12 protein-coding genes are annotated in these 13,394 nt (G+C 60.3%); 7 read left to right on the plus strand and 5 right to left on the minus strand.

What is annotated here, in order from left to right:
* Positions 1-139: 139 nt before the first annotated feature.
* Genes CKW19_RS09795 through CKW19_RS09805 form a run of 3 tightly spaced genes read left to right on the plus strand, consistent with a single transcriptional unit; the run spans position 140 to position 3,116 of the window.
* Positions 140-1,105, plus strand: a complete 966-nt coding sequence (locus CKW19_RS09795) for a tripartite tricarboxylate transporter substrate binding protein (protein ID WP_095057723.1) — start codon at positions 140-142, stop codon at positions 1,103-1,105.
* Between the two features lies 1 nt (position 1,106).
* On the plus strand, positions 1,107-1,592 hold the full coding sequence (locus tag CKW19_RS09800) for a tripartite tricarboxylate transporter TctB family protein (protein WP_095057724.1): 486 nt from the start codon (positions 1,107-1,109) through the stop codon (positions 1,590-1,592).
* 15 nt (positions 1,593-1,607) lie between these two features.
* Entirely contained in the window at positions 1,608-3,116 is a 1,509-nt protein-coding gene (locus CKW19_RS09805) for a tripartite tricarboxylate transporter permease (RefSeq protein WP_095057725.1), read from the plus strand.
* A 142-nt stretch (positions 3,117-3,258) separates the two neighbouring features.
* Here the strand turns inward: CKW19_RS09805 and CKW19_RS09810 are convergent, their stop codons facing one another.
* The 3 genes from CKW19_RS09810 to ilvD form a co-directional block, all read right to left on the minus strand.
* Entirely contained in the window at positions 3,259-3,420 is a 162-nt protein-coding gene (locus CKW19_RS09810; protein ID WP_371856341.1) for a hypothetical protein, read from the minus strand.
* A 169-nt stretch (positions 3,421-3,589) separates the two neighbouring features.
* The gene (locus CKW19_RS09815) at positions 3,590-4,021 is read right to left on the minus strand and encodes a nuclear transport factor 2 family protein (RefSeq protein ID WP_095057726.1); all 432 of its coding nucleotides are present in this window, start codon (positions 4,019-4,021) and stop codon (positions 3,590-3,592) included.
* Between the two features lie 154 nt (positions 4,022-4,175).
* Positions 4,176-5,858: a dihydroxy-acid dehydratase gene (gene ilvD / locus CKW19_RS09820; RefSeq protein WP_095057727.1), complete on the minus strand. Its 1,683-nt coding sequence runs from the start codon at positions 5,856-5,858 to the stop codon at positions 4,176-4,178.
* A gap of 461 nt (positions 5,859-6,319) precedes the next feature.
* Here ilvD and mqo point away from each other — a divergent pair, with 461 nt between their 5' ends.
* The 3 genes from mqo to CKW19_RS09835 all read left to right on the plus strand — a co-directional run bounded on the left by mqo (position 6,320) and on the right by CKW19_RS09835 (position 10,187).
* A complete protein-coding gene (gene mqo, locus CKW19_RS09825; protein ID WP_095057728.1) occupies positions 6,320-7,975 on the plus strand; it encodes a malate dehydrogenase (quinone) in 1,656 nt (551 codons plus the stop codon).
* Between the two features lie 294 nt (positions 7,976-8,269).
* Positions 8,270-9,529: a molybdopterin-dependent oxidoreductase gene (locus CKW19_RS09830; protein ID WP_095057729.1), complete on the plus strand. Its 1,260-nt coding sequence runs from the start codon at positions 8,270-8,272 to the stop codon at positions 9,527-9,529.
* 10 nt (positions 9,530-9,539) lie between these two features.
* The gene (locus tag CKW19_RS09835) at positions 9,540-10,187 is read left to right on the plus strand and encodes a c-type cytochrome (protein ID WP_095057730.1); all 648 of its coding nucleotides are present in this window, start codon (positions 9,540-9,542) and stop codon (positions 10,185-10,187) included.
* A gap of 70 nt (positions 10,188-10,257) precedes the next feature.
* Here CKW19_RS09835 and CKW19_RS09840 read toward each other — a convergent pair whose 3' ends face one another.
* Positions 10,258-11,064, minus strand: a complete 807-nt coding sequence (locus tag CKW19_RS09840; protein ID WP_095057731.1) for a glycosyltransferase family 2 protein — start codon at positions 11,062-11,064, stop codon at positions 10,258-10,260.
* Between the two features lie 259 nt (positions 11,065-11,323).
* On the opposite strand from CKW19_RS09840, the gene CKW19_RS09845 reads away from it, so the two are divergent.
* Positions 11,324-12,883 (plus strand): sensor domain-containing diguanylate cyclase, encoded by a 1,560-nt coding sequence (locus CKW19_RS09845; protein WP_095057732.1) that lies wholly within the window; start codon positions 11,324-11,326, stop codon positions 12,881-12,883.
* Between the two features lie 13 nt (positions 12,884-12,896).
* Here CKW19_RS09845 and CKW19_RS09850 read toward each other — a convergent pair whose 3' ends face one another.
* Positions 12,897-13,115 (minus strand): DUF6555 family protein, encoded by a 219-nt coding sequence (locus CKW19_RS09850; RefSeq protein ID WP_095057733.1) that lies wholly within the window; start codon positions 13,113-13,115, stop codon positions 12,897-12,899.
* Between the last annotated feature and the right edge of the window lie 279 nt (positions 13,116-13,394).

The following is a 13,394-nucleotide window of genomic DNA, read 5'->3' on the forward strand; positions in this document are numbered from 1 at the left end:
ACCCGTGCTGGGCAGAGCAGGCAGTCACTGGCGCCATGACCTACGCTTGTCCGCAGGCCCATGTTCAAAAGCGCCGCAGAGGCTTGCGCTCGATGGACAAACGGCACCTATAAAAACAATTCATTCGGGAGAACAACCCATGTCCGTTTTATTTCGTCGATTCAGTCAGTTAGTGGCCGTCGGCGTCACCACTGCCGCACTCATCACGCCAGCCCTGGCGCTCGATACGGTCAAGTTCATGGCCCCGGGCTCGGTCGGCGGCGGTTATGACCAGACCGCCCGGGTGTTGGGCAAGGCGTTGGTTGAAGCCAACGTCGCGAAATCCGTGACCTTCGAAAACAAGGGCGGCGCCGGCGGGACATTGGGCCTGGCGCAGTTTGCCAACAGCACCAAGGGCGACCCGAATGCGCTGCTGGTGGTGGGCGCGATCATGGTCGCGGGCATCGAACAGAACAAACCGCCCATCACCTTGAAGGACGTGACGCCGATTGCCCGGTTGTTCACCGAGTACAACGTGATCGCGGTGCGCAAGGAATCGGAATTCAAGACCCTCGACGACTTGATCAAGGCCTTCAAGGAAAAACCGACGAGCATTACCTGGGGCGGTGGCTCCAAGGGCTCGATTGACCACATCGGCATCGCCGAGCTGGCGGGCAAACTGGAGGTCCCGGTCAACAAGGTCAACTACGTGGCGTTCGGCGGGGGCGGTGAAGTGGTTGCCCAGGCGTTGGGCGGCCAACTCAAAGTGATCACTGGCGGCTATGCCGAGTTGGGCCAATACATCAAGGCCGGACAATTCCGCGTGCTGGCCATCGGCGCGCCGGAACGGGTGCCCGGGATTGATGCACCGACGCTCAAGGAAAGTGGCTACGACGTGATCATCGGCAACTGGCGCGGTGTCTACGGTGCGGCGGGTCTCACGCCCGAGCAGCGTAAAGAAGTCACCGATGCGGTGGTGGCGGCCAGCAAGGCCAAAGTCTGGCAGGACAACCTCCAAACCAACGCGTGGACGCCGAGCGTGCTGACCGGTGATGACTTCGGCAAGTTCGTCGAAGAAGAGCACGTGCGGTTGCGCGCCATGCTGGTCAAGGTCGGGCTGCTTTGAAATGGCCGGAATGCGCAGCGTCGTACCAGCACAGTTGGCGATCGGCATCGGCCTGATCGCCATCAGCATCGTGCTCGCAGTGGGCGCGTTTCGCTTTCCGCCGGAAATGGGCTTCGTCATCCTCCCGGCCTACGTCTATCCCTATGCGGTGACGGGTTTTCTCGGCGGGGTCGGCGTGTTGCTGGGTTATCAGGCGGTGACCGGTGGATTCCGCGAGTTGGACAACACCGAAACCGCGACGGTGCCGGGCGGAAAAACCGGTGCAGCCTGGGTGACGGCGGGGCTTGTCGGCGTGGCGGTGCTGATCAATTTCATCGGCTTCGTATTGTCCGCCGGGTTGCTGTTTGTCTGTGCCGCACGGGGTTTTGGCAGCCGTCACCCGTTGCGGGACCTGGCCATCGGCATCGCCTTGACGCTGCCGATCTATTGGCTGTTCAACGCCGGGCTCGGCGTGTCCCTGCCGCCGCTGATCAACGCCTGGATCTGAACGGAGACTGACACCGTGGACATTCTTGCAAGCCTGGCGATGGGGTTTTCGGCGGCGCTGACGCCGATCAATCTGATGTGGGGCTTCATCGGCTGTCTGCTCGGCACGGCCATTGGCGTGTTACCCGGTATCGGCCCGGCACTGACGGTGGCGTTGTTGCTGCCGATCACCGCCAAGGTTGACCCCACCGGCGCCTTGATCATGTTTGCCGGTATCTATTACGGCGCGCAGTTCGGGGGCTCGACTACTTCGATTCTGCTCAACACGCCCGGCGAATCGTCGTCCATGGTCACGGCGCTGGAAGGCAACCTGATGGCCCGCAACGGGCGCGCCGGCCCCGCGTTGGCCACGGCTGCAATTGGCTCGTTTGTGGCCGGCACCATCGCGACGATTTTACTGACGCTGTTCGCACCGGTCGTGGCCAAGTTGGCGCTGAACTTTGGCCCGACGGAATATTTCGCGATTCTGGTGTTGTCGTTCACCACCGTGTCGGCGGTGCTCGGCGCCTCCATGCTGCGCGGCTTCGCCTCGCTGGGTATCGGGCTGACCATCGGCCTGATCGGGTTGGATTCGACCTCGGGCATTGCCCGCTACACCCTCGGGGTTCCCGAACTGGTCGACGGCATCGAAGTGGTGCTGGTGGCGGTGGGTTTGTTTGCCGTCGGCGAGGCGTTGTACAACCTGCTTTATCAGACGGAGTCAAATGAAGGCCGGCACCGCCTGACCTCGTTATGGATGACCCGCGCCGACTGGAAACGCTCGGTGCCGGCATGGCTGCGGGGCACGCTGATCGGTTTTCCGTTCGGTTCGATTCCGGCCGGTGGCGCGGAGATTCCGACGTTTCTGTCGTACTCCACCGAACGCAAACTCAGCAAGTATCCCAAGGAGTTTTCCGCCAACAAAGGCGAGGGCGCCATCGAAGGCGTCGCCGGCCCGGAAGCGGCGAACAACGCCAGCGCGACGGGATCGTTGGTGCCGTTGCTGACCCTGGGCATTCCGACGTCTGCCACGGCGGCGATCCTGTTGGCGGCGTTCCAGAACTACAACCTGCAACCGGGGCCGATGCTGTTCGAAACGTCTGCCGATCTGGTCTGGACCCTGGTGGCCTCGCTGTACATCGGCAACCTCATCCTGCTGGTGCTGAACCTGCCGTTGGTGGGGCTGTGGGTCAAGTTGCTGCAAATCCCCCGACCGTACCTCAATGCCGGGATTCTGGTGTTCGCCACCATCGGCGTGTACGGCATGCGCCACTCTTCCTTCGATTTGTTGCTGATGCTGGGGATTGGCTGGGGCGGGGTGCTGATGCGGCGTTTCGACTTCCCGGTCGCGCCGGTGATCGTCGGCATGCTGCTCGGGCCAATGGCCGAGAAGCAACTGCGTAACGCGTTGTCGATCAGCGAGGGCGACTGGACGATATTCCTGACGCAACCGATCTCGGCGTTTTTCCTGGGGCTGACGTTGCTGGTGCTACTGGTGCCCTATGTATTGCATAAGCGGGGAATCAAGTTGCATGAGGATGATTGAACCGGCAGATGCCTGGAATGGAATTCATTCCTGTAGGAGCGAGCTTGCTCGCGATGGACTAACAGCCGGCAAATCCGCTGAATGACACACCGCCATCGCGAGCAAGCTTGCTCCTACAGGGGCATGCGGTCGAATGCCATCATCACCACAGGGTCATCGATTCGCCGGCCAGGGTCATGTCGGTCATCGCCACCCCCTCGCCCCGCGCGGCGGCGTCGGAGTGCCCAGCCCCGGGGCGCACACCGGCACCAGCGCTTCTTCGAACAGGGTCAGGCAATCCGGCGCGGTTGTGGACCAAGCTCAAGACCAACACCTGATAATCCGATGTGACACTGCATTTGTGGCGAGGGAGCTTGCTCCCGTTGGGCAGCGAAGCGGCCCCAAAACAGGGATCGCTGCGCAATCCAACGGGAGCAAGCTCCCTCGCCACAGGTTGGCGTCGCCTATTAGGCAGGGGTGAATCTACTCAGGCATCAGAACTTGAACGCCTGACGTCCCACCAACAGCCATTTGCCGTCCTGCTTCTGCCAGATCTGGAAATTTTCGATTTCGGTCGGTACCACGTCGGTGCCTTTGATGGCTTGCGCGGAGAAGTGGTGGCGAACCAGCGCGACGTCACCCGAGAGCGTGATGGTCTGGTTCTGCATCTCCAGCGTCTTGAAGGCGCTTTTGCCGGATTCGATGTCGGCGATGAATGCCTTCTTGTCCTGGACCTTGCCGCTGGAGTGCCCATAAGTCAGGTTCTGCGCGGTCAGGGCGTTCAGTTCGGCAATGTCCTTGTGCAGCATGGCCTGGGTCAGATGGTCGACCGCTTGTGCCACGTCCTGGTCTGCGGCCGGTGTGGAGGCGGCGACGTAGCCACTGAACAGGCACAGAAAACCGATCAGCAGTGTTGTTTTTTTCATCTTCGATTCCTTGTTTTTGTAGGGGGTTAGAAATGACTGAGCGCGAATTCATCAGTCATCGTACAACCTAGCATGGAGTGAAGGAAAAAAGCCAACTGGCAACGCTGATCGCTCTCGCGATGGCAATAGCTCAAGCAACGCTGGATCAAGCACCCTAAAGATACTTGTCCGTCACCGCCCCCTCTGAAGCACTGGAAACAGTCTTCGCATACTTGGCCAACACCCCGCGTTTGTACTTCGACTCCGGCCGAACCCAGCGCGATTTGCGCTCGGCCAGTTCAGCGTCGGACACATCGACCGTGATCTGCCGGGTTTCGGCATCGATGGTGATCCTGTCGCCATTCTCCACCAGCGCAATCGGCCCGCCCTCAAAGGCCTCCGGGGTGATGTGCCCGACCACAAACCCGTGTGAACCGCCGGAAAAGCGCCCGTCGGTAATCAACGCCACTTCCTTGCCCAAGCCCTTGCCCATGACCGCCGAGGTCGGCGACAGCATCTCGCGCATGCCGGGCCCGCCCTTGGGCCCTTCGTAGCGAATCACGATGACTTCGCCGGGTTGCACTTCACCGTTGAGAATGCCCGCCAGCGCGCCTTCTTCACCGTGGTACACCCGAGCCGTGCCTTCGAAGCGCAGGCCTTCCTTGCCGGTGATCTTGGCCACGGCGCCGGTGGGCGAGAGGTTGCCGTGCAGCACCACCAGGTGCGAATCCTTTTTGATCGGCCGGTCGAAGGGCAGGATCACGTCCTGGCCTTCGGGGTAGTCGACCACGTTTTCCAGGTTTTGCGCGAGGGTCTTGCCGGTGACGGTCAACACATCGCCATGCAACATGCCGGCGGCCAGCATGCGCTTCATCAACGGTTGAATGCCGCCGATGGCGACCAGTTCGCTCATCATGTATTTCCCGCTGGGGCGCAGGTCGGCGACCACCGGGGAAACCTTGCCCAACTCGACGAAATCATCCAGCGTCAACTCGACGTCCACCGCATTGGCCATGGCCAACAGGTGCAGCACGGCGTTGGTCGAGCCGGCGAGGGCGATGACCACGCGGATGGCATTCTCGAAGGCTTTGCGGGTCATGATGTCGCGTGGCTTGAGGTCCAGCTTGAGCAGTTCCATGGCCTGTTGGCCGGCGCGAAAACTGTCCGAAGCCTTGTCGCCGCCGATGGCGTCCTGGGAACTGGAACCGGGCAGGCTCATGCCCAGCGCCTCGATGGCCGACGCCATAGTGTTGGCGGTGTACATGCCGCCGCAGGAACCGGGGCCGGGGATCGCCACTTCCTCGATCTGCTTGACCTGGATTTCGCTGATGTCGCCACGCGCATGTTGGCCCACGGCTTCGAACACGGAAATGATGTCGGTGTGGCCGGCACCCGGTCGAATGGTGCCACCGTACACAAAGATCGAAGGACGGTTCAGCCGCGCCATGCCGATCAGGCAGCCCGGCATGTTCTTGTCGCAACCGCCGACGGTGACCAGCCCATCGAAGCCCTCGCAGCCGACCACCACTTCGATGGAGTCGGCAATCACCTCGCGGGACACCAGCGAATACTTCATGCCTTCGGTGCCGTTGGCGATACCGTCGGAAATGGTGATGGTGTTGAAAATCACCCCTTTTGCACCCGCCGCGTTCGCGCCTTTTTCCGCCTCGATCGCCAGTTTGTCGATGTGCATGTTGCAGGGCGTGACCATCGCCCAGGTCGAGGCAATGCCGATCTGCGGCTTCTTGAAGTCTTCATCGGTGAAGCCCACGGCGCGGAGCATGGCGCGTGCGGGGGCGGCTTCGATGCCGTCGATGACCTGGGAGGAATACTTGCGCAGATCGTCTTTGTCGCTCATGACAACTCCTCAAAGCTTCACCAGGGAAACCCGATGAGTATAGTCGCCCCTACGAGGCTACCCGCAGGCGTTCACCCATAGGAGCTGGCTTGCCAGCGATGGCGCCCGAACGATCGATGCAAGGCCCAAGACCGCCATCGCCGGCAAGCCGGCTCCTACAAGTCGGGAACAGACGCGCGGGTAAGCCCTGACGTGATATTCTTCGCGCCAACTTGGTTTGACCTATTCAGTTTGCATGTCCTTGAGGCGTGCCGACGGAATCACTGTCGCTCAAGCAGCTGAAGCCAATAAAGATAAAAAGTCAGTTCAGAAGGGACATATAAATTGGGGTCGATGCGGTTCGTCGGCCTTGTGTGCCCACCCTGTAATCCCGCTGTGCCTAACCCATGATCTGCCGTGAAACATGGGTCTGCGTGCGCGAGGATGGAAGGGCGGATGGCGTTTTATCATAGGTGCTACAGATGTTTAAGAAAGTAAACACAACCCTGCTGGGGCTGGCGTTGTCGCTGGGGGTGGCTTGCGCGCACGCGCAAGAGGCCAAGAAAGTCGACGTGCTGCTGATTGGCGGCGGCATCATGAGTGCGACCCTGGGTGTGTGGCTCAATGAGCTGGAACCCGGTACGTCGATGGAAATGATCGAGCGCCTTGACGGCGTCGCTCAGGAAAGCTCCAACGGCTGGAACAACGCCGGTACCGGTCACTCCGCCCTGGCTGAGCTGAACTACACGCCGGAAGACGAGAACGGCAAGGTCTCGATCCCGAAGGCCGTGGAAATCAACGAAGCGTTCCAGATATCCCGTCAGTTCTGGGCCTGGCAGGTTCAGCAAGGCGTGCTGAAGAACCCGCGTTCGTTCATCAACTCGACACCGCACATGAGCTTCGTGTGGGGCGATGACAACATCAAGTTCCTCAAAAAGCGCTACGACGCGCTGCAAGCGAGCCCGCTGTTCGCCGGCATGCAGTACTCCGAAGACCCGGCTGTGATCAAGCAATGGGTACCGCTGATGATGGAAGGGCGTGACCCGAACCAGAAAATCGCGGCCACCTGGAGCCCGCTGGGTACTGACGTGAACTTCGGCGAAATCACCCGCCAGTTCGTTGCACACCTGCAAACCACACCGAAATTCGACTTGAAGCTGTCCAGCGAAGTGCAGGACATCACCCGGAACGAAGACGGCAGCTGGCGCGTCAGCTACAAAAACCTCAAAGACGGCAGCAAAACCGAAACCGACGCCAAGTTCGTGTTCATCGGCGCCGGCGGCGGTGCCTTGCACCTGCTGCAGAAGTCCGGCATTCCTGAAGCCAAGGAATACGCAGGCTTCCCGGTTGGCGGCTCGTTCCTCGTGACCGAAAACCCGACCATCGCCGAGCAACACCTGGCCAAGGCCTACGGCAAAGCTTCCGTTGGCGCACCACCGATGTCGGTTCCGCACCTGGACACCCGCGTGCTGGACGGCAAGCGCGTGATCCTGTTTGGCCCATTCGCGACCTTCAGCACCAAGTTCCTGAAAGAAGGTTCGTACCTGGACCTGCTGACCACCACGACCACACACAACGTGTGGCCAATGACCAAGGTCGGCATCAAGGAATACCCGCTGGTGGAGTACCTGGCAGGCCAGCTGATGCTGTCGGATGAAGACCGCCTCAACGCCCTGAAAGAATACTTCCCGAATGCCAAGGCTGAAGACTGGCGTCTGTGGCAAGCGGGCCAGCGCGTGCAGATCATCAAGCGTGATGAAGCCGCCGGTGGCGTGCTGAAACTGGGCACCGAGATCGTCGCTGCGCAAGACGGCAGCATCGCCGGCCTGCTGGGCGCCTCCCCGGGCGCTTCGACTGCCGCACCGATCATGCTGACCGTGCTGCAGAAAGTCTTCAAAGACAAGGTCGCGAGCCCTGAGTGGCAGGCAAAACTGCACCAGATCGTGCCGAGCTACGGCACCCAGCTGAACGCCAGCCCGGAAAAGGTTGCGCAGGAATGGGCCTACACCGCCAAAGTGCTGGAACTGACGACGCCTCCGGCGATGATGGCTCCGGCGGCGACCCCGGTGACTGTCGATCTTGATGCTAAAGCGCCAAAAGCGCCGAAAGCCAACGCCGCGAATGATATGGCTCTGTAACTAGAAACCCAGTCAAAAAGAACCCACTGAACCGGTAACGGTCAGTGGGTTTTTTTGTGGGCGATGGAATGGGCATCCACCCTGGACAGGCATTCCCTGTCATCAAATGCCAAGTCACTGACGCTCAATGAAAAGCGGACAGTTTGCGCGTGGCGATACTGACTTGTTTTCCGGCGTCGAGCCGTAAGCCTGATACCCCTCCGCCGGGCGGGCACCATTGTGTAGGAGCGAGCCTTGCGTGCAGGTGGGGAACCGTCAGTTGCATCTCAATAGAACAATCATAGAGAGCGCAGAATGAAGTTCAGATTTATAGACAACAGCCAGCCGAGCCGTCGGCGGGTGCTACGTGATGGTGTTGCCCTGGCGTTGGCGGCTTCGCCCTTGGCCAGTCTTGCCAAGGCAGCCGATGAAAGCGCAGTGGCCAGCGAGTCTGCCGATGAAGTGACCTTTGCGGCGGGCCCACGACCGTTGGTGCAATACCCGCAAAAGCGCCCGTTGACTCTGGTAACGACCCGTCCGCCGCACCTGGAGACGCCGTTCCCGGTCTTCAACGAAGGGCCGATCACCCCGAATGACGCCTTTTTCGTGCGTTATCACCTGGCCAATTTCCCGACCAGCATCGATCCGGACACTTACCGTTTGACGGTCAAGGGCACGGTCGAGACGCCGCTGTCGTTGTCCCTCGCCGAGCTCAAGGCGATTGCCGAACCGGTGGAAGTGGTCGCCGTCAATCAATGTTCGGGTAACAGCCGTGGCTTCTCGATGCCGCGTGTGTTCGGCGCTCAGTTGGGCAATGGTTCCATGGGGAATGCGCGCTGGGTGGGGGTCCCGCTCAAGGCCGTACTGGAAAAGGCCGGGGTCAAGGCCGAAGCCGCGCAAGTGACCTTCCGTGGGCTGGATAAGCCGGTGCTGGCGAGCACGCCGGAGTTCATCAAGGCGCTGGACATCGGCCATGCCATGGACGGCGAGCCGATGATCGCCTGGTCAATGAACGGCACCGACCTGCCATTCCTCAACGGTTACCCGATCCGCCTGGTGGTGCCTGGCTATTTCGGCACGTACTGGATCAAACACCTGAGTGAAATCGAAGTCGTCGACCACACCTTCGACGGTTTCTTCATGGCCAAGGGTTACCGCCTTCCGGATAACGATTGTTTCTGCATTGCCCCCGGCACCACGGCGGCGAAAACCCTGCCGATTGCCAAGTTGGCGATACGCAGTTTCATCACCAGCGTTAAACACGGCGATGTATTGCCGCTGAAGAAAAGCGTGGTGCTCAAGGGCATTGCGTTCGACGGTGGCGTGGGGGTCAACAAGGTCGAGGTCTCGATCGACGGCGGGAAAACCTGGAGCGAAGCCAGACTGGGCGAGGATCTGGGGCGTTTCTCCTTCCGTGAGTGGACACTGCCGATCACCTTCACCAGCAAGGGCGCGACGCAGTTGATGGTGCGCGCAAGCAACAGTGCGGGCGAAACCCAACCGATGAAAGCTGACTGGAACCCTAGCGGTTACCGTCGCCACGTCGTGGAAACCAGCCACGTGACCGTCGCCTGAGGACAGCCGCATGAAACCCATGAAATTCATCACCACCTTGCTATGCGCGGCTCCGTTTTACCTGGCGACCCTGGCTAGCGCCGCGCCGCTGTCCATCACGCTGCCGCCCGAAACGGCAGTGTTCAAGTCCAGCCCCCTGCCTGGGTACGCATTGGCGCAGCAGAAGTGCTCCGTCTGCCACTCGGCGGATTACATCAACTTCCAGCCGCCCGGCCTGAGCCTGGCGCAGTGGACCGCTGAAGCGGGCAAGATGCAGCACGTGTACGGCGCGCCGATCAGCGATCAGGACGTGAGTGTGATCGGTGCCTACCTGGCGGTGACCTACGGCAGTGCCAAGGCGAGCGATGCCGATGTCCAGGCTGCCTCGAATCCCCCGGCGGCCCAACCCGTGGCGGTGACGGTGGCAAAAGTCGACACCAAGACCTTGCTCCAGAACAACGCTTGCCTGTCCTGCCATGCCATCGATCACAAGGTGGTCGGCCCGGCCTATCACGATGTGGCGGCGAAGTATGCCAAAGACCCGCAGGCGCTGGACCGGGTAATGTCCAGCATCCAGCACGGCGGCAGCGGTAAATGGGGAGATGTGCCCATGCCGCCTTTCGCGCAACTGAGCCCGGACGAACTGAAAAGTCTGGCGACGTTCATCCTGAGTCAGTGAACGCTGGCCTGACGTGAAAAAGCCCACTGAACCGGTAACGGTCAGTGGGCTTATTGCTGTGCAGGTTTGCTCAGGACATCGAGGTGTTGGCGGCACGGAAGCGCTTGAGAATGTCCTGATACATTTTGCTTCGTCGATGGTTCTGGGCATATCCGCCCGCCGCCGAGACAGTGCCGGCCTGAACGTGGTCCAGGTACTTGAAGATTTTGCCGGGCGAAACAAACACGACCTCATGGCCAAGCTCGATCACTCGATCCTGCAGTTCATACCCCGGCACGCGGTCGTCGATCTGGAAGTGCAGACCTCGTTGCTTCATGAGCCGGCAATTCCACAAGGTACAAAAGCTCTTCAGGTAGGTTTCCCTGTAGGGTTTTGGCGCTCTTGAGCGCAGGCCCAGGGATTGCTTCAGGCGTCTTGCGTGATGCTTCACAAAGCGCGAAGTGAAACGCCACACGGTCCGTGGCAGGCCCCGATCCAATTGCTCCGTGCAACCGACAGCGGCCACGTTGGGGTTCTTGTTGCAATGGTCCATCATCATTGCAAACACGTCGGCATCGAAGACGAATGTGTCGGTGTGCATCAGGAACACATAGTCGGTATCGATGCTGTCCAACGCCATGTCCAGTGCCTTGCCATGGGCAATGTGGCCCGGCTCTTTGCCAGGTGACTGGCGTTCGATCAGCTTGATCCAGTTCAGTGAGCGCAGGTAGGCGACGCTGTCGTCTGCGGAGTCGTTATCGACGACCCACACCGGGATGTTTTGTTTTCGGGCATGGGCATGCAGCAGGTCGAGGCAGATCCGGGTCAGATCAAGGGTTTTATAGTTGACCAGGACGATACTGAAAGTTGGCTTGGAAAGAGTGTCGACGGTGCCCATCTGCGAGATGCTCGGCTATCTGAAAAGCGCAGATTAATCAGCCAACCTTAGCCGAAACTTAATTTTCCCTGGCGTGAGGGCGGCGTTTGTTACTCGATGTGTTGCAAACGCGTGATGTGACAACAGGTCAGTCTCTGCCTATCCTGCAACCTGCGTCACAGGGCGCCTCGATGTTTCCCTCCGTATACACTTTCAGGACCGAAACTTTGCAAATATCGGTGTTTGTCTTGATCACATTTCCTTGGTGCAGGGTGGCGGAATGAAGTTGCGTAAACCCTTTCCCGTCGACCTGCGCGGGCTGATCCTGTTATTCGTACTGGTGTCGGTACTGGCGACGCTGTGTAACAGCCTCTTTGTCGCGTATCGGGTGCAGCGCGAGGCCTTGATCAATTCGACGCTGGAGGCCAACGGGGCCTACGCGGCGAAAGTGGCCTCCAGTATCGGTGAGTTCCTCGGGGCGGCGCACAGCCGCTTGAACTACAGCGCCAAAACGCTCGCCGAGCACTGGCACGATCCTTCGAAGCTGCACGAGGAGGCGCTTCGCTTGCAGGCGCAGGACACTGACTTCAATTCCATCGCCATTGTGGATGCCGCCGGCAAGGTGCTTCAGGCGTATCCGGATACGTTGCAAATCACCGGCAGTACGGTGTCTTCGGAAGGTATCGTCCAGGCACTCAAGGAGCGCCGTCCGGTGGTCAGCACGGCTTACGTATCCCTGGCCGGGAATCTGGTGGTGTTCATTTCGCAACCGGTACTCAACCGGTCCGGGGAGTTCCTTGGCGTGGTGGGTGGCTCCGTCTACCTGCTCAAGCAAAGCGTGTTTCACACGGTCATCAGCAGACATTTTCATCACGGGGGGACCTTTGCCTTTGTGGCGGACGGTAATCGGCGGCTGCTGTATCACCCTGACCAGAAAAGAATCGGCGAAGTCCTGGGCTCGAGCCCGACGGTGGACGCCGCCTTGAGCGGCGAAGTGGGGACCATGGCCGCCCCGAACTATCAAGGCATACCGATGCTGTCCGGTTTTGCGCCGGTGGCGGATGCAAATTGGGCGGTCGTGGTGCAGCAACCCACGGAGCGTAGCCTCGCCCCCCTGGACCCCCTCATGCGCAACATGATCCTGGGGATGGTGCCTGCCGGCATTGTCGGCGTGGGCCTGATTCTGCTAGGCACGACGCTGATTGCCCGGCCTTTGCGCCAGCTGTCCGCCGCCGCCAATCAACTGGCCGCCGCAGAAACCGCCGGGCAACTGCAACGCATCAATGCCTGGTACCGCGACGCCTCGGCCATTCGCCAGGCAATGTTGACGGGCGTGCAATTGCTTCAGCAGAAGCTCGGTCAACTCAGCCACGAAGCGCAAAGCGATCCGCTGACGGGCCTGGCCAATCGTCGTGTCATGGCCAGCGTGCTCGATCTGCTGACGAAGACCGGACAGCGCTACTCGGTGCTGGCGCTGGATATCGATCACTTCAAACGGGTCAATGACACCTTCGGGCATGACGCGGGTGACGTTGCGCTGAAGACGGTCGCCGACATCCTCAAGCACAACTCCCGCACGGCGGACGTGGTCTGCCGCGCCGGGGGAGAGGAATTTACCCTGGTCCTGCCCGATACCCCGCTGGAAACCGCCAGGGCCATCGGGGAGCGGATTCGAGAACATGTCGCTGATACCGAGATCCCGGGCGTTGGACGGTTGACCATCTCCATCGGCGTCGCTTGCCGGGGCGACGAGGCCGTGACGCCGGAAAGCCTGCTGAAGCGGGCCGATGAGTGTCTCTACCGCGCCAAGGAAGGAGGGCGCAACCGGGTGGAAGCGTAGGTGCCAGCGATCGTCATTGCGAGTTATCTGCCCAATTCAATGTGGCCGCCTCACGCCACCGGACATCCGTGACGCCGTATCTCTGCGCCAGAGGCCTGGAGTAGATTTTCAATGGCGGACGCCCGGGCTTGGGGATCGGCGCTATCCCGGCATCGCAACCGGCCCGGATGACGAATGTTCTGCGCTGGTCACGAAGTTTGTATTCGATAGGGTAGAGGTCGATGTGACTCATGGCAGCGCTCCTGTACTTGTAAGTAAGGGTGCGTTGTTACTGCAAAAAAATCCGACTATTTACTGGGCTGTTTTTCATATAAACGCGCCGGTAAAAAACAAGGTTCAAATACACCCATTCCAACCATGCAGATGCACTAACCGGTGTCTGTATTCATGTGTTTTTTTCTGTGGACTGCCTGCATCAGGTTGCGCAATTGGAGAGTCGCCTGCGCAATCGGGGAGGTTGCCGGGCCGAGCAATCGCTAGCTTAGGGTCCATCCAATAACAAGACTTTGCG

This window comes from Pseudomonas sp. Irchel s3f7 (assembly GCF_900187615.1).
Taxonomy (GTDB): Bacteria; Pseudomonadota; Gammaproteobacteria; order Pseudomonadales; family Pseudomonadaceae; genus Aquipseudomonas.